16 protein-coding genes are annotated in these 18,815 nt (G+C 73.8%); 9 read left to right on the top strand and 7 right to left on the bottom strand.

Annotation, left to right across the window (positions count from 1 at the left end):
• Window positions 1-118 precede the first annotated feature (118 nt).
• On the bottom strand, window positions 119-1,144 hold the full coding sequence (locus tag ACIQR3_RS07265; RefSeq protein ID WP_403535338.1) for an amidohydrolase family protein: 1,026 nt from the start codon (window positions 1,142-1,144) through the stop codon (window positions 119-121).
• 253 nt (window positions 1,145-1,397) lie between these two features.
• Here ACIQR3_RS07265 and ACIQR3_RS07260 point away from each other — a divergent pair, with 253 nt between their 5' ends.
• The 4 genes from ACIQR3_RS07260 to ACIQR3_RS07245 all read left to right on the top strand — a co-directional run bounded on the left by ACIQR3_RS07260 (window position 1,398) and on the right by ACIQR3_RS07245 (window position 7,659).
• The gene (locus ACIQR3_RS07260) at window positions 1,398-4,412 is read left to right on the top strand and encodes an alpha-mannosidase (protein WP_403535335.1); all 3,015 of its coding nucleotides are present in this window, start codon (window positions 1,398-1,400) and stop codon (window positions 4,410-4,412) included.
• Window positions 4,413-4,577: 165 nt separating this feature from the next.
• Window positions 4,578-5,918, top strand: a complete 1,341-nt coding sequence (locus tag ACIQR3_RS07255; protein WP_403535332.1) for an L-fuconate dehydratase — start codon at window positions 4,578-4,580, stop codon at window positions 5,916-5,918.
• Window positions 5,915-6,679 carry an SDR family NAD(P)-dependent oxidoreductase gene (locus tag ACIQR3_RS07250; RefSeq protein ID WP_403535330.1) on the top strand — a complete coding sequence of 255 codons (765 nt, stop codon included), beginning with the start codon at window positions 5,915-5,917 and terminating at the stop codon, window positions 6,677-6,679. The genes ACIQR3_RS07255 and ACIQR3_RS07250 overlap by 4 nt, the downstream gene beginning before the upstream one ends.
• The gene (locus tag ACIQR3_RS07245) at window positions 6,676-7,659 is read left to right on the top strand and encodes an aldo/keto reductase (RefSeq protein ID WP_403535327.1); all 984 of its coding nucleotides are present in this window, start codon (window positions 6,676-6,678) and stop codon (window positions 7,657-7,659) included. Before ACIQR3_RS07250 ends, ACIQR3_RS07245 begins: the two co-directional genes overlap by 4 nt.
• Here ACIQR3_RS07245 and ACIQR3_RS07240 read toward each other — a convergent pair.
• Window positions 7,647-9,068, bottom strand: a complete 1,422-nt coding sequence (locus ACIQR3_RS07240; RefSeq protein ID WP_403535325.1) for a lipase maturation factor family protein — start codon at window positions 9,066-9,068, stop codon at window positions 7,647-7,649. The genes ACIQR3_RS07245 and ACIQR3_RS07240 overlap by 13 nt on opposite strands.
• A gap of 130 nt (window positions 9,069-9,198) precedes the next feature.
• Here ACIQR3_RS07240 and ACIQR3_RS07235 point away from each other — a divergent pair, with 130 nt between their 5' ends.
• Window positions 9,199-11,289 carry a SpoIIE family protein phosphatase gene (locus tag ACIQR3_RS07235; RefSeq protein WP_403535322.1) on the top strand — a complete coding sequence of 697 codons (2,091 nt, stop codon included), beginning with the start codon at window positions 9,199-9,201 and terminating at the stop codon, window positions 11,287-11,289.
• A gap of 43 nt (window positions 11,290-11,332) precedes the next feature.
• Entirely contained in the window at window positions 11,333-12,196 is an 864-nt protein-coding gene (locus ACIQR3_RS07230; protein WP_403535320.1) for an Fpg/Nei family DNA glycosylase, read from the top strand.
• A 13-nt stretch (window positions 12,197-12,209) separates the two neighbouring features.
• On the opposite strand, the gene ACIQR3_RS07225 is transcribed toward ACIQR3_RS07230, so the two are convergent.
• The 3 genes from ACIQR3_RS07225 to ACIQR3_RS07215 all read right to left on the bottom strand — a co-directional run bounded on the left by ACIQR3_RS07225 (window position 12,210) and on the right by ACIQR3_RS07215 (window position 14,175).
• Window positions 12,210-12,860, bottom strand: coding sequence for a zf-HC2 domain-containing protein (locus ACIQR3_RS07225; protein ID WP_403535317.1), 651 nt, complete (start codon window positions 12,858-12,860; stop codon window positions 12,210-12,212).
• A 117-nt stretch (window positions 12,861-12,977) separates the two neighbouring features.
• Window positions 12,978-13,481, bottom strand: a complete 504-nt coding sequence (locus tag ACIQR3_RS07220; protein ID WP_403535315.1) for a hypothetical protein — start codon at window positions 13,479-13,481, stop codon at window positions 12,978-12,980.
• 145 nt (window positions 13,482-13,626) lie between these two features.
• Window positions 13,627-14,175, bottom strand: a complete 549-nt coding sequence (locus ACIQR3_RS07215) for a sigma-70 family RNA polymerase sigma factor (protein WP_403535312.1) — start codon at window positions 14,173-14,175, stop codon at window positions 13,627-13,629.
• Window positions 14,176-14,405: 230 nt separating this feature from the next.
• Between ACIQR3_RS07215 and ACIQR3_RS07210 the strand changes: the two genes are divergently transcribed.
• The gene (locus ACIQR3_RS07210) at window positions 14,406-15,593 is read left to right on the top strand and encodes a CapA family protein (RefSeq protein ID WP_403535309.1); all 1,188 of its coding nucleotides are present in this window, start codon (window positions 14,406-14,408) and stop codon (window positions 15,591-15,593) included.
• Window positions 15,594-15,659: 66 nt separating this feature from the next.
• On the opposite strand, the gene ACIQR3_RS07205 is transcribed toward ACIQR3_RS07210, so the two are convergent.
• A complete protein-coding gene (locus ACIQR3_RS07205; protein WP_403535306.1) occupies window positions 15,660-16,130 on the bottom strand; it encodes a universal stress protein in 471 nt (156 codons plus the stop codon).
• Between the two features lie 139 nt (window positions 16,131-16,269).
• Here ACIQR3_RS07205 and ACIQR3_RS07200 point away from each other — a divergent pair, with 139 nt between their 5' ends.
• Window positions 16,270-17,106, top strand: a complete 837-nt coding sequence (locus ACIQR3_RS07200; RefSeq protein ID WP_403535304.1) for a polysaccharide deacetylase family protein — start codon at window positions 16,270-16,272, stop codon at window positions 17,104-17,106.
• A gap of 69 nt (window positions 17,107-17,175) precedes the next feature.
• On the opposite strand, the gene ACIQR3_RS07195 is transcribed toward ACIQR3_RS07200, so the two are convergent.
• Window positions 17,176-17,841: a class F sortase gene (locus ACIQR3_RS07195; RefSeq protein ID WP_403535301.1), complete on the bottom strand. Its 666-nt coding sequence runs from the start codon at window positions 17,839-17,841 to the stop codon at window positions 17,176-17,178.
• A 333-nt stretch (window positions 17,842-18,174) separates the two neighbouring features.
• On the opposite strand from ACIQR3_RS07195, the gene ACIQR3_RS07190 reads away from it, so the two are divergent.
• On the top strand, window positions 18,175-18,669 hold the full coding sequence (locus tag ACIQR3_RS07190; RefSeq protein WP_403535298.1) for a hypothetical protein: 495 nt from the start codon (window positions 18,175-18,177) through the stop codon (window positions 18,667-18,669).
• The last annotated feature ends 146 nt before the right edge of the window (window positions 18,670-18,815 follow it).

The following is an 18,815-nucleotide window of genomic DNA, read 5'->3' as shown; positions in this document are numbered from 1 at the left end:
AGGCGGCGGGGCGGCGACGCGAAGCGGAACGGGGGAGGAGCGGGGAAGGGCGAGGGGGACGAGGGGGAGGAGCGGTCGGGCGGCGGGGGATGCGGGAGCGCGCCCCGCCGCCCGGGGGTCAGCGGCCCTGGCTCTTGAGCAGGGCGTCCAGTCGAGGGTAGACGGTGCGCGCGTTGTGCTCCTGGATCGCCGACCGGTGCTCGGCGGGCAGCTCGGCCGCCTCGACGTAGCGCCGGGTGTCGTCGAAGTGGAAGCCGGTGCACGGGTCGATGTCGCGGACCGCGCCGATCATCTCGGAGGCGAAGAGGATGTTCTTCGGCGGTACGACCTCCAGGAGCAGGTCGATGCCGGGCTGGTGGTAGACGCAGGTGTCGAAGAAGACGTTGCCCAGGACGTGCTCCTCCAGCTCCGGCTTGCCCAGCGCCATCGCCAGGCCGCGGAACCGGCCCCAGTGGTAGGGCACCGCGCCGCCGCCGTGCGGGATGACCAGCTTCAGGGTGGGGAAGTCCTTGAACAGGTCGCCCTGGACGAGCTGCATGAACGCCGTGGTGTCGGCGTTGAGGTAGTGCGCGCCGGTGGTGTGGAAGGCGGGGTTGACGCTGGTGCTGACGTGCACCATCGCCGGGATGTCGTACTCCGCCATCTTCTCGTAGACCGGGTACCACGAGCGGTCGGTCAGCGGGGGAGCCGTCCAGTGCCCGCCGGAGGGGTCGGGGTTCAGGTTGAGCGCGACGGCGCCGTACTCCTCGACGCAGCGGGTCAGCTCGGGGACGCAGGTGGCGGGGTCGACGCCCGGGGACTGCGGCAGCATGGCCGCCATGGCGAACCGCTCCGGGTAGAGGCGGCTGACCCGGAAGCACAGCTCGTTGCAGATCGACGCCCACTCGGCCGAGGTCTTGAAGTCGCCGACGTGATGTGCCATGAAGGACGCCCGCGGGGAGAACACCGTCAGGTCGATGCCGCGCTCGTCCATCAGGCGCAGCTGGTTCGACTCGATGCTCTCGCGCAGTTCGTCGTCACCGATCTCCAGGTCGGCGCGCGAGGGCGCGGACGCGGGGTCGTCGAGTCCGGCGATCTGCCGGTCGCGCCAGGCCGCCAGCGCCCCGGGAGCGGTGGTGTAGTGGCCGTGGCAATCGATGATCATGGCTGTTCCTGACTGCTGTGAGGAGTCGCCCCGGCGTCTGTGACGGGGCGCGGACCAGGTTCAACGTAACGGCCGACGAAATTGTTGACAATATGTTCCGGCAAAGTTTCCGTCCGGGAGCGGCGGACCGGACGCCGGGACACGCGGGCCGCGCGGTTCGGACCGGGCACGGCGGGGGAGCTCAACCCTCGTCCGCCCGTCACCGTGACCCACGTCCTGGCAACCGCCCGCTCCCGAACCCACGGAGACCCGCATGCATGACGACCGCGCCCTGGTCGAAGCCCGCCTCAGGCGCGTCCTCGACGAACGCGTCCGCCCTGCCGTGTACCCCGAGTCCGTACCGCTGGACGTGACCGTCTGGCACGCCCCCGGCGAGCCCGTCCCGGTCGCCGAGGGCCTGGCCGCCGAGGGGGAACCCGTCGCGCCGGGCGCCCGCTGGGGCGCCCCCTGGGGGACGAGCTGGTTCCGCGTCACCGGTACCGTCCCCGAGCGCTGGGCCGGGAAGACCGTCGAGGCCCTGCTCGACCTCGGCTTCGACGGGAACATGCCCGGCTTCCAGTGCGAGGGCCTGGTGTACCGGCCCGACGGCACCCCGGTGAAGGGCCTCAACCCCCGCAACCAGTGGGTCCGCATCGGCACCCCCGCCGAGGGCGGCGAGCAGGTACGCCTGCACGTCGAGGCCGCCTCGAACCCCGTGATCCTCGGCCCCCGCGGCTTCCTGCCGACCCCGCTCGGCGAGAAGGAGACCGCCGGCACCGAACCGCTGTACACCCTGGCCCGCATGGACCTCGCCGTCCTCGACGAGACGGTCTGGAACCTCGTGCTCGACCTGGAGGTGCTGGGCGAGCTGATGGCCGAGCTGCCCGTCGACTCCCAGCGCCGCTACGAGATCCTGCGCGCCGTCGGCCGGGCCCTGGACCTCCTCGACCTCCAGGACGTCAACGGCACCGCCGCCCGCGCCCGCGAGCAGCTCACCCAGGTGCTGTCCGCGCCCGCCGTCCCCTCCGCCCACCGGATCAGCGCGGTCGGCCACGCCCACATCGACTCGGCGTGGCTGTGGCCGCTGCGCGAGACCGTCCGCAAGGTCGCCCGCACCACCGCCAACATGACCGCGCTGCTGGAGGACGAGCCGGACTTCGTCTTCGCCATGTCGCAGGCCCAGCAGTGGGCGTGGGTGCGCGACCACCGGCCCGAGGTGTGGGCGCGGGTGAAGAAGGCGGTGGCGGACGGCCGGTTCGTGCCGGCCGGCGGCATGTGGGTGGAGTCGGACACCAACATGCCCGGATCCGAGGCGATGGCCCGGCAGTTCGTGCACGGCAAGCGGTTCTTCCTGGACGAGTTCGGCATCGAGAACGACGAGGCGTGGCTGCCGGACACCTTCGGCTTCGCCGCAGGGCTCCCGCAGATCATCAAGGCGGCCGGCTCCCAGTACCTGCTGACGCAGAAGATCTCCTGGTCCCAGACCAACCGGTTCCCGCACCACACCTTCCGCTGGGAGGGCATCGACGGCACCCGGATCTTCACCCACTTCCCGCCCGTCGACACCTACAACTGCGCCATGACCGGCGCGGAACTCGCCCACGCCGCGCGCAACTTCAGGGACAAGGGCACCGCCCGCCACTCCCTCGCGCCGACCGGCTTCGGTGACGGCGGCGGCGGCACCACCCGCGAGATGGTCGCCCGGGCCGCCCGCCTGCGCGACCTGGAAGGCTCCGCGACGGTCACCTGGGACACCCCGCGCGCCTTCTTCGAGAAGGCCGCCGCCGAGTACCCCGAACCACCGGTGTGGGTGGGCGAGCTGTACCTCGAACTGCACCGCGCCACCCTCACCAGCCAGGCCAGGACCAAGCAGGGCAACCGCCGCAGCGAACACCTGCTGCGGGAGGCCGAGCTGTGGGCCGCGACGGCCGCCGTACGCACCGGCTACCCCTACCCGTACGAGGACCTGGACCGTCTGTGGAAGACGGTCCTGCTGCACCAGTTCCACGACATCCTGCCCGGCTCCTCCATCGCCTGGGTGCACCGCGAGGCCCGCGCCACCTACGACCGCGTCGCCGGTGAGCTGAACGGCATCATCGACGCCGCCCAGCGCGCCCTGGCCGGGGAGGGCGGGACGCCCCTCGTCTTCAACGCCGCACCGCACCCCCGTCACGGCGTCCCGGCCGGCGGCGCGGGCACCCCCGTCGCCGAGGGGAGCACCCGCCTCACCCCGCGCCCCGGCGGCGGCCACGTCCTGGACAACGGGCTGCTCCGGGCCGAGATCGACGACCGGGGCCTGGTCGTCTCCGTGTACGACGTCGAGGCCGACCGCGAGACCGTCGCCCCCGGCGCGGCGGCCAACCTCCTCCAGCTCCACCCCGACCTCCCGAACAAGTGGGACGCCTGGGACGTCGACGCCTTCTACCGCAACACGGTCACCGACCTGACCGGCACCGACTCGGTGACGGCCGGCCAGGACGGCGCCTCGGTACGGGTGGTGCGGTCCTTCGGGTCGTCGACGGTCACCCAGGTGCTGACGCTCCCGCCGGGGCAGCGGCGGCTGGAGGTGGACACCGAGGTCGACTGGCACGAGACGGAGAAGTTCCTGAAGCTGGCCTTCCCGCTCGACCTGCACGCCGAACGGTACGCCTCCGAGACCCAGTTCGGGCACGTCCACCGCCCCACCCACACCAACACCTCCTGGGAGGCGGCCAAGTTCGAGGCGTGCAACCACCGGTTCGTCCACCTGGAGGAACCCGGCTTCGGCGTCGCACTCGTCAACGACTCCACCTACGGCCACGACGTCACCCGTACCGTCCGCGCCGACGGGGGCACGACCACCACGGTCCGGGCGTCGCTGCTGCGCGCGCCGCGCTTCCCCGACCCCGAGACCGACCAGGGCACCCACCGCTTCCGGCACGCCCTGGTGCCGGGCGCGACCGTCGGCGACGCGGTCCGCGAGGGCTGGCGGATCAACCTGCCCGAACGGCACCTCACCGGCGCCGGGGAGGTCGCCCCGCTGGTCACGGCCGACCGGGACGCGGTGGTGATCACCGCCGTCAAGCTCGCCGACGACGGCAGCGGGGACGTGGTGGTCCGCTTCCACGAGGCGCACGGCGGCCGGGCCCGGGCCACGCTGACGGCCGGGTTCGCGGTCGCCGGCGTCACGGTGACCGACCTGCTGGAGCGGCCGCTCGCCGGGGAGCCCGCGCCCGACACGGACGGCGACCGGATCACCGTACGGCTGCGGCCGTTCCAGCTGGTGACGCTGCGGCTGCGGCGGGCGTAGCGCGGGGGTCACTGGCCCGGACCGGCGGGTGAGCCGGGCCAGTGGTCCGATCACTTTGCCGTCCGATTGGGGAGGTAGCGGGCATTTCGGCGGCGAGAGGGGTGTTCGTCGGATCAATACGTCTGATAAATATGCGGGACCTGGTCGCTCACCCCGAGGAGCCGCGTGCCCGCCACCGACGCCCGCATCACCGCCGTCGACACCTACGACATCCGGTTCCCCACCTCCCGCGAGCTGGACGGCTCCGACGCGATGAACCCGGACCCCGACTACTCGGCCGCCTACGTCGTCCTGCGGACCGACGGGGCGGGCGAACCGGAGGGGCACGGCTTCGCGTTCACCATCGGGCGGGGCAACGACGTCCAGGTCGCCGCGATCCACGCGCTGCGCCACCACGTGGTGGGCCGGCCCGTCGCCGAGCTGTGCGCCGACCCCGGCACGCTCTACCGCGACCTGACCTCCGACAGCCAGCTGCGCTGGCTGGGACCGGAGAAGGGCGTGATGCACATGGCGATCGGCGCGGTCGTCAACGCCGTCTGGGACCTGGCGGCCAGACGGGCCGGCCGGCCCCTGTGGCGGCTGCTCGCCGACGCCGACCCCGAGTGGCTGACCGGCCAGATCGACTTCCGGTACCTCACCGACGCGCTCACCCCCGACGAGGCCCTGGACCTGCTGCGCCGGGGCCGCAAGGGCGCCGCCGAGCGCACCGGGCACCTGCTGGCCACCGGCTACCCCGCCTACACCACCTCGCCGGGCTGGCTCGGCTACGACGACGCCAAGCTCACCCGGCTCGCCGCCCGGGCCGTCGCCGACGGCTTCCGGCAGATCAAGCTCAAGGTCGGCGCCGACCTCGACGACGACATCCGGCGCTGCCGGGTCGCCCGCGCGGCCATCGGCCCGGACGTGCGCCTCGCCCTCGACGCCAACCAGCGCTGGGACGTCCCCGAGGCCGTCCGCTGGACCAACGCGCTCGCCGGGTTCGACCCCTACTGGATCGAGGAACCCACCAGCCCCGACGACGTGCTGGGCCACGCCGCCGTCCGCCGGGCCGTCGCCCCGGTGAAGGTGGCCACCGGCGAACACGCCCAGAACCGGGTGGTGTTCAAACAGCTCCTCCAGGCGGGCGCCCTCGACATCGTGCAGATCGACGCCGCCCGGGTCGCCGGCGTCAACGAGAACCTCGCGATTCTGCTGCTCGCGGCGAAGTACGGCGTCCCGGTCTGTCCGCACGCCGGCGGCGTCGGCCTGTGTGAACTCGTCCAGCACCTGGCGATGTTCGACTACGTGGCGCTGTCCGGCACCACCGAGGACCGGGTCGTCGAGTACGTCGACCACCTGCACGACCACTTCGTCGACCCGGTGGTGATCCGCGAGGGTCACTACGCGGCACCCACCGCGCCGGGCTTCTCGGCCGCCCTGCGGCCCGAGTCGATCGCCCGGTACACCTACCCCGGCGGCGCCTTCTGGGCCGCCGACGCCGAGCGGACCGGAGGACGGACGGCATGACCGGCACCGACGACTTCGCGGGCCTCAGGGCCCTGGTGACGGGCGGGGGCTCCGGCATCGGCCGGGCCACCGCCGGGCTGCTCGCCCGGCGCGGCGCGGCCGTCGCCGTCCTCGACGTCGACATATCGACGGTGGGCGAGCCGTTCCTCGCCCACCGCGCCGACGTCACCGACGACGCCTCCGTACGCGCCGCGGTCACCGCCGCCGCCGGCGCGCTCGGCGGCCTGGACGTCCTCGTCAACAACGCGGGCATCGGCGCGCAGGGCACCGTCGAGGACAACGACGACGCCGAGTGGCACCACGTCCTGGACGTCAACGTGGTCGGCATGGTCCGGGTCGCCCGCGCCGCGCTGCCCCACCTGCGCCGGTCCGCGCACGCGGCGATCGTCAACACGTCGTCCATCGCCGCCACCGCGGGCCTGCCGCAGCGCGTGCTGTACAGCGCGACCAAAGGGGCGGTCCAGTCCCTCACCCTCGCCATGGCGGCCGACCACGTCCGCGAGGGCATCCGCGTCAACTGCGTCAACCCCGGCACGGCCGACACCCCGTGGATCGGCCGCCTGCTGGAGAGGGCCCCCGAGCCGGCCGCCGAGCGGGCCGCGCTGGAGGCCCGCCAGCCCACCGGCCGCCTGGTCGGTGCCGACGAGGTCGCCGGCGCCATCGCCTACCTGGCGAGCCCGCTGTCCGGCGCCACCACCGGCACCGCGCTCGCCGTGGACGGCGGCATGCAGGGCCTGCGACTCCGCCCGGCGGGCGCGTGAACACGCTGGGCGCCAGTGGCGTCCCCGTCAGCCCCCTCGCCCTCGGCTGCGCCGCCCTCGGCAACCTCTACACCGAGGTCGGCGAGGAGCAGGCGGCGCAGACCGTCCGGGCCGCCTGGCAGCGGGGCGTGCGCCACTTCGACACCGCCCCGCACTACGGCCTCGGCCTGTCCGAACGGCGCCTGGGCGCGGCCCTGCGCGCGTGCCCCCGCGACGCGTACACGCTCTCCACCAAAGTGGGCCGCCGGCTGGAGGCGACCGAGGCGGACGGCGACGACCTGGCCCACGGTTTCGCCGTGCCCGCCACCCACCGCCGGGTCTGGGACTTCACCGCCGACGGGGTGCGCCGCACCCTGGAGGCCAGTCTGGAACGACTCGGCCTGGACCGGGTCGACGTCGTCTACCTGCACGACCCCGACGACCACGCCGAGCAGGCCTTGCGGGAGGCATACCCGGCCCTGGAACGGATGCGGACCGAGGGGACGGTCGGGGCGATCGGCGCGGGCATGAACCGCACCGCGCTGCTGACCCGCTTCGTCCGCGACACCGACGTCGACGTGGTGCTCTGCGCCGGCCGCTACACGCTGCTCGACCAGGGCGCGCTGGACGACCTGCTCCCGGCCGCCGCGGCCCGCGGCACCTCCGTCGTCGTCGGCGGCGTCTTCAACTCCGGCCTGCTGGCCGACCCGAGGCCCGGGGCGTCGTACGACTACGCCCGGGCGCCGGCCGGCGTGCTGGAGCGCGCGCTGCGGCTGAAGTCGCTCGCCGAGCGGCACGGCACCTCCCTGCGGGCCGCGGCGCTCGCCTTCGGCGCCGCCCACCCGGCCGTCGCGAGCGTCCTCGTGGGTGCCCGTTCGGCCGCCGAGGTCCACGACTGCGCCGACCGGTTCGCCGAGCCCGTACCCGCCGCGTTCTGGCGGGAGCTGAAGGAGACCGGGCTGCTCCCCGAGGCCGCCCCCGTGCCGGACTACGACCGATGAGCCGTCCCCGTCAGCCGGGTCGGCGGCAGGTACTCGCGCACGTACGTCCGCTCCCAGCAGGCGCCCGTCTCCCGCAGCTCCCGCCAGGTGGTGTACCGGTAGCGGAAGAGGCGGGCCCGGACGTGGCGCGGTGGCGCGTCCGGCGGGAACGGTGAACGGCGCAGCAGCCGCAGGGTGTCCCGGTCGTTCTCCAGCAGCCGTTCCACCAGTGCGGAGAACCACGTCCCGGCGTACGCGGGCGACAGCGCGGCGAACCACATCATCCAGTCCAGGCGCAGATGGTAGGGGGCGAACTGGCGCGGCCAGCGCCGCGGGTCACCCGGCTTGCCCTTGAACTCGTACTCCCGCCAGTCCCCGTCCTGGCGCGGCACCTCGTCGGCGGTGCCCTCGATCACCACCTCGTACCGCACCCGGCTGACGCTGCCGAACGCGCCGTAGGTGTTGACCAGGTGCAACGGGTCGAAGGAGCGGTTCATCACCTGGCGCCGGGAGAGCATGTTGGCGACCGGACGGTAGCTGAGCGCCAGCAGCAGCGCGGCCACCGCCAGGACCACGGTCTCGTACCAGAGAGGGGTCGCGGGAAGCGCCGGGGGAGTGGCCGGGAAGCGGACGGCCGGCAGGGCCAGCACGATCGTGATCCAGTTCAGCCAGGAGAAGTTGCCCGAGAGCACCAGCCACAGCTGGGTGACGATCATCAGCGCGGCGGCGACACCGGCCACCGGCTGCGGGGTGAACAGCAGGAAGGGGACGACGAGCTGGGTGACGTGGTTGGCGGCCACCTCGACGCGGTGCAGGGGCTTGGGGAGGTGGTGGAAGAACCAGCTCAGCGGGCCCGGCATCGGCTGGGTCTCGTGGTGGTGGTCCAGACAGGTCAGCTTGCGCCAGCACGCGTCGCCGCGCATCTTGATCAGCCCCGCCCCGAACTCGACCCGGAACAGCAGCCAGCGCAGCAGGAACAGCACCACGACCGGCGGGGCCACCTCGTCGTTGCCGAGGAACACGGCGACGAAGCCGGTCTCCAGGAGCAGCGACTCCCAGCCGAAGCCGTACCAGGTCTGCCCGACGTTCACGATCGACAGGTACAGCGCCCAGGGCACCAGCCACAGCAGCATCGCCGCCCACAGCGGCACCAGCGCGTCCGCCCCCGCCAGCAGCGCCACCGCCACCGCGCAGCCCGTCCAGGCGCAGCCGGCGAAGAGCCGGTCCGAATAACGCCACTGGAACAGGCTCGGCGCCCGCCCGAACGGCACCCGCTCGACGAACCGGGGCACCGGCAGCATGCCGCGCTCGCCGATCAGCGCCCGGAACTGGAGGGCCGCCGTCAGGAACGCCACCAGGTACACGGCGGCCAGCGCCTTCTGGAAGACCAGCCGGGCGACCCAGTAGTCAGGTGCGGTGAACCATTCCACGGCCGTACCCTCCTTCGTTCGTTCCGCGCGGAGACACGGTTACCCTCCCTCAGGTCTCCGCCCCCGGGTCACCCGCCCCGGGCGGACCGAACGAGTCGAAGAATCGGTCAAATGCTGACAAGGTGGGCTCATGGCTGAACGGGGAGCGAGTGAGCTGTCCCTCCCGGACGACTGGCCCGCCCACCCGGACCCGATCCTGGCGCTCAACCGCATGGGCAGCTTCGACTGGGACCTGGCCAGCGGCCTGTTCCACATGGACGCCCGGGCCCACGAGGTCTTCGACCTGCGCCCGGAGGAGTACGACGGACGCGCACAGTCCCTCTCCGTGCGCGTCCCCCGTCCGGAGAGCACCCGCCTGGACGCCCTGGTCGCCCAGGCCATCAAGGACGGCAGCGAGAACTACGGCACCTACTTCCGGCTGCGCCTGCGCGACGGCCGGCTGCGCTGGACCCACACCCAGGGCTACATCCGGCGCGACGAGACCGGCCGTCCCTACCGGGTCATCGGCATCGTGCGGGACGCCACCCAGGAACTGAGCGAGATCGAGTCGCACCGCGAACGGGCGATCCGGGACGAGGCACGCCGCCGGCAGACCGACGTCGTGGAGACCGCCACCGCCGCCCTCGCCCACGCCCGCACCGTGGACGACGTCATCGAGGTCCTCAGGGACACCAACGGCCTGACCCGGCTGGGCGCCACCAGCCTGGTCATGGGCCTGGTGGAGGCGGGCCGCATCCGGCTGGTCGCCGACGGCCCCGACAACAGCTTCGTCCCCGGCACCCGCGTCACCCGGATCGACGAGCCCTACCCGATGAGCGAGGTGGTGCGGACCCTGGGGCCGCGGTTCATCGAGTCACCGGAGGAGTTCGCCGAGCGCTACCCCGTCCTGTGGCCGCACATCACCCACCTGGACATCACCTCGGCCGCCTATCTGCCGCTGATCGCGCAGGCCCGCCCGGTCGGCGCCATCGGCCTGCTCTACAGCGACCGGTACGGCTTCTCGCCCGAGGACCGCAACGTGCTGGTCGCCCTGGGCAGCAGCATCGCCCAGAGCCTGCAGCGGGCCATGCTCTACGAGCAGGAGATGGACCTCGCCGCCGGCCTCCAGCAGGCCATGCTGCCGCGCACCATCCCCTCCGTCCCCGGCTGCGACGTCGCCGTCCGCTACCGCGCCGCCACCATCGGCGGGACGCTCGGCCGCGACATCGGCGGCGACTGGTACGACCTGATCCCGCTGCCCGGCGGCCGGGTCGGCGCCGTCATCGGCGACGTCCAGGGCCACGACACCCACGCCGCCGCCGTCATGGGTCAGCTGCGCATCGTGCTGCGCGCCTACGCCGCCGAGGGGCACACCCCCGCCACCGTGATGGCCCGGGCCTCCGTCTTCCTCCACGAACTGGACACCGACCGCTTCGCCACCTGCCTGTACGCCGAGGCCGACCTGACCACCGGCGTCGTCCAGGTGGTGCGCGCCGGACACATCGACCCGCTGGTGCGGGACCCGGACGGCACCTGCCGCCGGGTCCCCGTCGCCGGCGGGCTGCCGCTCGGCCTGTCCGCCGAGTTCGGACAGCTCGACTGTCCCGTCTCCACCCTCGAACTCGACCCCGGCTCCACCCTGGTGCTGTGCACCGACGGCCTGGTCGAACAGCCCGGCACCGACCTCGGCCACGGCGTACGGGCGCTGGCCGCGACGGTCGCCTCGGGGCCGTCCGACGTCCGGGAACTGGCCGACCTGCTCATCCGCGAGGCCGAGGAGCGCGGCGGCGAGGACGACGTGGCCCTGCTCCTGCTGCGCCGCCGCGGCCTGGAGGCCCCGCGCTCGCACGGCCGGCTCCAGCAGCACGTGGCCCCCGGCGACCCCGAGGCGCTCGCCGAGGCCCGCCATCTGATCCGGGCCGCGGTGCGGGCCTGGGGCGCCGGGGAGCACGGCGACGAGATCGAACTCGTCGCCGACGAGCTGATCACCAACGCGCTGATGCACACCGAGGGCGCCGCGGTCCTCACCCTGCGGCTCCTCACCGGCGCCGACCGCCGGCTGCGGATCGAGGTCGAGGACTCCTCCAGCGCCCTGCCGCGCCGCCGGGAGGCGGGCGAGTCCGGCGTCTCCGGACGGGGGCTGCTGCTGGTGGAGACGCTGGCGGACGGGTGGGGCGTGGAGGCGCGGGGCGGCGGCAAGTGCGTGTGGTCGGAGTTCCTGGTGCGGGGGCCGCGGGCGTGAGGTGCGAGGTGGCGCTGTCGGTCCCCGGTGGCACCCTGGACACATGCCCGAACTGCCCGAGGTCGAGGCGCTCCGACAGTTCCTGACCGAGCGCCTCACCGGCCACGAGATCGTCCGCGCCCTGCCGGTGGCGATCAGCGTTCTGAAGACCTACGACCCGCCGCTCACGGCCCTGGAAGGGCACGTCGTGACGGCCGTGCACCGGCACGGCAAGTTCCTCGACCTGGAGACCGACGGCGGCCCCCGGCTGGTGACCCACCTGGCCCGGGCCGGCTGGCTGCACTGGAAGGACCGCCTCCCCGACGGCGTCCCCCGCCCCGGCAAGGGCCCCCTCGCCCTGCGCGTCGCCCTGGAGACCGGCACCGGGTTCGACCTGACGGAGGCGGGCACGCAGAAACGCCTCGCCGTGTACGTCGTCCGGGACCCGGCCGAGGTGCCCGGCGTGGCCCGGCTCGGTCCGGACCCGCTCGCCGACGACTTCGACGAGGCCCGCCTGGCCGCCCTGCTGCACGGCGAACGGCGGCAGCTCAAGGGGGCACTGCGCGACCAGAGCCTGATCGCCGGCATCGGCAACGCCTACAGCGACGAGATCCTGCACGCGGCCCGGATGTCCCCCTTCAAGCCGGCCGCGTCCCTCACCCCGGAGGAGCTGAGCGGGCTCTGTGCGGCCCTGCGGGAGACGCTCACCGAGGCGGTCGAGCGCTCCCGGGGCGTGGCGGCCGGACGGCTGAAGGCCGAGAAGAAGAGCGGCCTGCGCGTCCACGGCCGTACCGGTGAGCCCTGCCCGGTCTGCGGCGACACCGTCCGCGAGGTCTCCTTCAGCGACTCCTCGCTCCAGTACTGCCCGACCTGCCAGACGGGCGGCAGACCACTGGCGGACCGGAGGCTGTCCCGGCTGCTGAAGTGACCCCGCCCGCGGCCTACCGGGTGGGCAGGGTGACCAGCCGCTCCCCGCCGGACGTCCGTACCTCGTACCGGGCGATCTGGTCCGGATGCAGCGCGGCGCCACCGCGCACGGTGGTGGCCCGGGTGCCGTGCCCGGGCACGTTCCAGCCGGCGACGGTCGTCTCGGAGCCGTCCCGGCCGACGGCGACGAGCCGGCAGGGCCGGGGGCCCGCCCCGTCCTTGACCTCGATCTCGACGCCGCTGCCCCAGGGCCGGTTCTCGGCGGTCACCCGGGCCCACACCCCCGACCGCTCGTCGGTGGCGGCCACCCGCACCGCGCCTTCGCCCCGCGTCGCGAGCAGCGCGGCGCCGGGCGCGGCCACCGCGCACACCAGCGCGGCGGCCGTGGCGCACCACAGCCTGCGGCGGGCGGCCCGGTGCCGCGCGGCCACCTCGGACAGCAGCCGGTCCAGGAGCAGGGGGCCGGGCCCGGCGAAGGGGTGCACGGCGCGCGGGGTGGCCCCGCGGTACAGCAGCAGCTGCCGGGCCACCGGCCGCAGCCCGGTCACCGTCGCGGTGCACCGGGGGCACCCCATGAGGTGGTCCTCGAAGCGGAACGCGTCCCGCTCGTCGAGGACACCGAGCGCGTAGGCGCCCGCGTCGCGATGCCTCTCCAGGGACCTCATGCCGCATTCCTCGTGCCGTCGGGTGGGGGTGGCGTCCTGCCCCCTCCCGTACGCGGCCCACCGCCGAATCACTCAACCCGGCCGGCACCGTGATGCCGGGCCGGCCGGGCGAGCGGCCTAGAAGAGGTGGATGGCGAGGTGGCCGAGCGGCAGCCCCAGCTGCCACGCCGGGGTCCACACCTTCGGGCCCTCGTCCTCGCCGGTGGCGGGGGCGCCGCCCGGCACCGCGTTCAGGTCCGGCGCGAGCAGTTCGGTGTCCTGGAGCCAGCGCCAGGCCGCCCGCGCCAGGTGCAGGTCGCCGTCCGGACCGCCGCCGGCCGCGGTCTCGGCCAGCCGCTCGCGCACCCACTCCCGCCACGGCTGGTCGTACGCCGTCAGGGAGAGCCAGGTCTCAAGACGGGAGACGACCTCGGCGCCGCACAGCTCGCCGTCGGTGTCGGACAGGAAGACGGTCAGCGCCAGCGCGTAGCGCCCGGCGCGGAACTCGAAGGACGTGGGCGGCATCAGGTCGCCGCCGCGCAGCAACTGGTCGGCGACGTACTCGGCGTACAACCACGCCATGGGAACGGTCAGTTCGTCCCCGCCGTCGCCGTCCGTGCCCTCGTGACCTCTGTGCAGCATCCCTTCCTGCCTTCCTCCGGTGCGTGTGCGTCGCCCCACCCGGACCCCGCCGAGGGCCCCGTCCGGAACACGGATGAGGACAGCCGATTACCCAACCGGGGTCCACGGCAAGGCGCTTTACGGAGGCTTGACCCGGCGTCCGGTTTCATCGCAGGTCGGTGGCGTATCCCGGCAGCACCCGGCGCAGGGCGCGCAGTGCGTAGAACGCCCGGGACTTCACGGTACCCGCCGGTATGCCCAGGGCCGTCGCCGCTTCCGCCACACTCGCCCCCTGGAAATACACCAGCACCAGGACGTCACGGTGTTCCGGAGTGAGTGTCTTCACAGCCTCGCGCACATCGAGGGCGGCGGCGGCCCGCTCGGCGTGGTCCGCGCAGACGGGTGTGTTCTCCAGGGCCGCGTCGCCGACCTCGGGCGGCCGGGCCTGCCGGGCCCGCCGCGCGTCGATCGCGAGGCGCCGGGCGACGGTGAGCAGCCAGGGCCGTACGGAGGCGAAGTCGTCGGCGCGCAGCGCCTCGGGATGCTGCCAGGCGCGGACGAGGGTCTCCTGGAGGAGGTCCTCGGCGCGCTGCCGGTCGCCGTCGCACAGCCGCAGCAGCAGCCCGAACAGCGGCCGGCCGTGCTCGCGCTGGAGCGCGGCGAGCTCGTGCTCGGCGGTCGTCGTCCCGTGGGTGAGGGTGGTTCCGGCCGTCATGGCCGTATGGCATCGCAGGGGGCGGCCGGGGGACAGGGCGGGCGCACGGGTGTGCGGCGGACGGTCGATCGCGTCGACGAACGGTTCGACGAACGGTCGGTCCACCCCGTACCCGCACGCCGGACGGGCTAATGGGCGTGTCGGAGCCGCCCGAAAAGAGCCGAGACTTCTTACCTGTTTGTGTGTAAATCTGATTTTTATCCGTGCGTGACCACACCCGGGGTGAACGGATGATCACACGCAGCCGACAGGTGGCCCTGGCCCTGACCGCCGTCCTCACGGCGGGCGCGGCCTGCCAGGCCCGCGACCACGAGCCACCGCCGGACCGGCCGGCCCCGTCCCCCTCGGCGGCCTCGGGAGCCCCGGGGGCCGCCGAGGGCAGGCACACCGGGGCCTTCACCCTGGTCGCCTCCGGCGACGTCCTGCCGCACGACTCGGTCATCGAGCGGGCCCGCTTCGACGCGGGCGGCAGCGGCTACGACTTCCGGCCGATGCTGGCCGGCGTCGCCCCCGTCGTCTCCCGGGCCGACCTCGCCCTGTGCCACATGGAGACCGTGTACGGCGCGGACGGCGACTACTCCGGCTACCCCCTCTTCAAGTCCCCGCCCGAGGTGGCGGAGGGCCTCGCGGCCACCGGCTACGACGGCTGCTCCACCGCCTCCAACCACTCCCTCGACGACGGCGCGGACGGCATCCGCCGCACCCTGGACGCCCTCGACCGGGCCGGCGTACGGCACGCCGGGTCCGCGCGCACCGCGCAGGAGGCCCGCACCGTCACCGTCCTGCGGGCCGGTCACGCCCGCGTCGCCCACCTCGCCTACACCTACGGCACCAACGGCCGCCCGCTGCCCGCCGGGCAGCCCTGGGCGGTGAACCTGACCGACGAGGGGCGCGTCCTCGCCGACGCCGCGGCCGCGCGGCAGGCGGGCGCCGACGTGGTCGTGGTCTCCCTGCACTGGGGCACCGAGTGGCAGGAGACGCCCGACGAGCGGCAGCGGTCGCTCGCCCGCTCGCTCACCGCCGCCCGCACCGCGGGCCGCCCCGACATCGACCTGATCATCGGCACCCACGCCCACGTCCCGCAGGCGTACGAGAAGGTCAACGGCACCTGGGTGGTCTACGGGATGGGCGACCAGATCGCCGGCGAGATGACCAACGACGCGGGGGCGCCCGATCCGCGCGGCAACCAGTCGACGATCGGCCGCTTCACCTTCGCGCCGCCCGCCCGGCCCGGCGCGCGCTGGGAGGTGACGAAGGCGGAGTTCGTGCCCCAGCTCTTCGACATCGACGCGGGGCGGGTGGTGAACCTCAACCGGGCGCTCGCGCAGGGCGCCGAGGTACGCGCCGTGCGCGACCGCATCCGGGACGTGGTGCTGGGGCGCGGCGCGGCGAAGGACGGGCTGGTGATGGGGGAGTAGCCCGACGGTCTCCGGGCCGCGGGGACCCCGCAGAACGGACGTCGGTGACGTGCCTGCGCGGCAGCGTCACGGCACGACCGTCACCGGCCAGCGGCCCGCCTTCACGAGCCGGATCGCGACGGAACCGACGATGCGGTGGCCGGCCTGTTCGGAGGCGCCCACCACCACGGCGTCCGCCTTCAGGTCGTCGGCCGCCTGCCGGAGGCCGTTGAACGGATCGCCGCGGAACGTGTGGAACTCCCAGCGGATCTCGAATATCCCCTTCACCTGCTCGGCCGCCTCCCGGATGTGGGCGACCAGGTCCTCCGCGATCTCGTCGGTCGTCTCCGCGACCGGCGCCCCGAGGGACACCCCCGCCGCCAGCATCGGCTGCACGTACACCACGGCGAGCAGCGCGTGCTGCCGCCGGGCCAGACCGCCGGCGTAGGCCGCCGCGCGGAGCGAGGAGGCCGACCCGTCCACACCGACGACGATCACCTTGGGCCCGTCCGTGCCCCGCTCGAACTGATGGGAATGCTGCTGTTCCGGTTCCGTCACGCGGCGAGGTTATCGGAACGGGCGGACGCCGCCGGTACGGGATGCCCGGCAGGCCGGCGCTGGTCCGGGCGGGTGGATTCGTGCCGCCGCCCCGGTGTCGCACTGGTGCGTCGGCCCGTGGCCGGGCGACTGATGAGTCATGAAGACGGATCAGTTGCTCACCCGGCGCGGGGCGTTGCTCGCCGGCGTGGCCGCGGTGGGGGCGGCCGGGACCGCCGGCGTGCTCGGGGCCCTGGCCGGGAAGGAGCCGGTCCCGCCCCGGCCGGCCGCCCCCGGCCCTCCGGCACGCCGCGCGCTCAAGCCCTCCGACTACCGCCTGCGGCCCCTGACCGGACACGGCCCGCCGCGCACCGCCCTCGCCCCCGTCCCGGTCCGGCGCGAACCGCTCCTGAACGTCCCCGGACGCGGTCGCGTCATGGTGCTGACCTTCGACGACGGCCCCGACCCCCGCTACACCCCCGACATCCTGGACACCCTGGCCGAGTACGAGGTCCGCGCGATGTTCTTCGTGTGCGGCGAGATGGCCGTGGACAACAAGGACCTGCTGGCCCGGATGGCCGACGACGGACACGTCGTCGGCAACCACACCTGGTCCCACCCGCTGCTCACCCGGCTCGGCCGCGCGGAGATCCGCTCCGAGATGGAGCGCACCGCCGAGGTCATCGACGCGGCCTTCGGTGAGCCGCCCCGCTGGTTCCGGGCGCCCTACGGGGCGTGGAACCGCGCCGCCTTCCAGCTCGGCGCCGAACTCGGCATGGAACCGCTCGCCTGGACCGTCGACACCCTGGACTGGACCACCCCCGGGACCCGCGCCATCGTCGACCGGGTCGAGGACGGCGCCGCCCCCGGCGTCGTGGTGCTCTCGCACGACGCCGGGGGCGACCGTTCGCAGAGCGTGCGCGCCCTGCGTTCCTACCTTCCGAGCCTGCTGGACTCCGGGTACCACCTCACCGTTCCCCGGCGGGCCCCCGCCTGACGCCCCGTGCGCCCGCCCGGCCGGGGTCCCGCGCGGCGGATTCCGGCCGGCGGATCCCTGCGATTCCTGTCAGCGGACCCCGGTCAGGCGGGCGAAGGCGACCACGTTCCCGGCGTATCCGTTCTGCTTGGAGAATCCGCCGCCGCAGGTGATCACACGCAATTCCGGACTTCCCTTGGAGGCGTACACCCGGTCGCCGGGGAAATCGTCCTTCTCGAAGACCTCGATGCCGTAGATCTCGAACTCGGCGGTCTTTCCGTCCGCGCGGTCGACCTCGACCTTGTTCCCCTTCTTCAGGGCGCCGAGTCCGTAGAAGACGGCCGGGCCCTGTTTGTTGTCGACATGCCCGACCACGACCGCGGTGCCCTTCTCCCCGGGCGAGACCGCGCCCGTGAACCAGCCGGCCAGATTCGGGTCCTCGGGCGGCGGCGCGCCGACCCAGCCGTCCGCGTCCAGGCCCACCGGCATCATCGGCGCGTCCACCTGGATGGCGGGGATCCGCACTCGGTCGGGCACCGCGTACGGCAGTGGCGCGAGGCCCTCGGGGACGGTGCCGCCCTCCGCGCGGCGGGTCTCGGCGGCCGCGGCCGACGCGGGCTGCGGCGGGCCCACGTCGAATTCCCCCGAACCGTTGCGAATGAGCGCGAGGCCGGTCAGCAGGACAAGAGCTATGACACCCCACGGAGCGCGCTTCCTGTGCCGCTCCTCCTCTTCGGCGAGCTCGGACGCAGACATTCGACATCCCCTCTCGACACAGCCGTCGCCGTGTCAGTCGCGCATACCGGAAACGCTAAGTGCCGTCCGGCGCGGCGGCGACGGGGCGGATGCGAACGGGTGGCTCCGCGTGCGGCCGGTGAGCCATCCGAGGCGCCGGGTACGGGAAATTTCTGACGGTCCGTGACCTGCGATGATATCCACTGCCGAGGTCCCGCCGCGTCGGCGCCGCTCACCAGGACGGACCAGCGCCGAAATGCGCCTGCCGCCGCACCAACTGAGGGTTTTTCCGGGAGGCGCTTTCTCGCCGATCGACCGGGGACGGGTCCCGGGGCGTCTTCCGCGGAGGATCACATGCGTAACTCCCGTGCCCTGGCGGCCGCAGGCGCCGCCGTCGTTGTTTCCGGGGTTCTCGGGCTCGCCGCTCCCACGGCCGTCGCGTGGGACACGCCGAGCAACATCGTGGCCCTGCCCAGCGTCATCGCCCGCGGCGGCCAGCTGACCGTCACCGTCGACGGCTGCCCGCACGGCGGCACGATGACCTCGCGCGCCTTCCCGACCACCCACCTGACACCGGTCAGGGGTGCCAACGAGACCTCCAAGGGTGTCGCCACCATCGACAGCGACGCCCGCCCCGGCTCCTACGAGATCAAGGTCAACTGCTCGGGCCGGACACTGACCCGGCCGGCCGCGTTCACCGTCATCGGCGGGGTCCGGGGCGGCATCGGCGGCAGCAACTCCAGCGGCGCGACGCCGGCCGACATGGCGATCGGCGGCGGGCTCGTCGCCGCGGCGGTGGCGGGCGGCGGGCTGTTCTGGATGCGCCGCCGGGCCGAGCGGCGCGTCTGACCGGTGTGCCCGGCGCCCGGCCGGACCCCGCCTTCGGGGGGCGGGCTCCCGGGCGCCGAACGGAACCTCGCACAGGACGTCACCCCGGCTCCCCTCCTCGGGGAGCCGGGGTGACGTCCTGTGCGCGGGCGCGGGGAGGGGCTCCG

Source organism: Streptomyces sp. NPDC090994 (assembly GCF_044768905.1).
GTDB lineage: Bacteria > Actinomycetota > Actinomycetes > Streptomycetales > Streptomycetaceae > Streptomyces.
Note: the sequence above shows the minus strand (reverse complement) of the source record. Positions and strands in the feature narration are given on the sequence as shown.

Excerpts from the sequence above, each read along its gene's own strand:
- ACIQR3_RS07265 (WP_403535338.1), bottom strand. The coding sequence starts at position 1,144 with ATGATCATCGATTGCCACGGCCACTACACCACCGCTCCCGGGGCGCTG.
- ACIQR3_RS07260 (WP_403535335.1), top strand. The coding sequence starts at position 1,398 with ATGCATGACGACCGCGCCCTGGTCGAAGCCCGCCTCAGGCGCGTCCTC.
- ACIQR3_RS07250 (WP_403535330.1), top strand. The coding sequence starts at position 5,915 with ATGACCGGCACCGACGACTTCGCGGGCCTCAGGGCCCTGGTGACGGGC.
- ACIQR3_RS07235 (WP_403535322.1), top strand. The coding sequence starts at position 9,199 with ATGGCTGAACGGGGAGCGAGTGAGCTGTCCCTCCCGGACGACTGGCCC.
- ACIQR3_RS07230 (WP_403535320.1), top strand. The coding sequence starts at position 11,333 with ATGCCCGAACTGCCCGAGGTCGAGGCGCTCCGACAGTTCCTGACCGAG.
- ACIQR3_RS07225 (WP_403535317.1), bottom strand. The coding sequence starts at position 12,860 with ATGAGGTCCCTGGAGAGGCATCGCGACGCGGGCGCCTACGCGCTCGGT.
- ACIQR3_RS07220 (WP_403535315.1), bottom strand. The coding sequence starts at position 13,481 with ATGCTGCACAGAGGTCACGAGGGCACGGACGGCGACGGCGGGGACGAA.
- ACIQR3_RS07215 (WP_403535312.1), bottom strand. The coding sequence starts at position 14,175 with ATGACGGCCGGAACCACCCTCACCCACGGGACGACGACCGCCGAGCAC.
- ACIQR3_RS07210 (WP_403535309.1), top strand. The coding sequence starts at position 14,406 with ATGATCACACGCAGCCGACAGGTGGCCCTGGCCCTGACCGCCGTCCTC.
- ACIQR3_RS07200 (WP_403535304.1), top strand. The coding sequence starts at position 16,270 with ATGAAGACGGATCAGTTGCTCACCCGGCGCGGGGCGTTGCTCGCCGGC.
- ACIQR3_RS07195 (WP_403535301.1), bottom strand. The coding sequence starts at position 17,841 with ATGTCTGCGTCCGAGCTCGCCGAAGAGGAGGAGCGGCACAGGAAGCGC.
- ACIQR3_RS07190 (WP_403535298.1), top strand. The coding sequence starts at position 18,175 with ATGCGTAACTCCCGTGCCCTGGCGGCCGCAGGCGCCGCCGTCGTTGTT.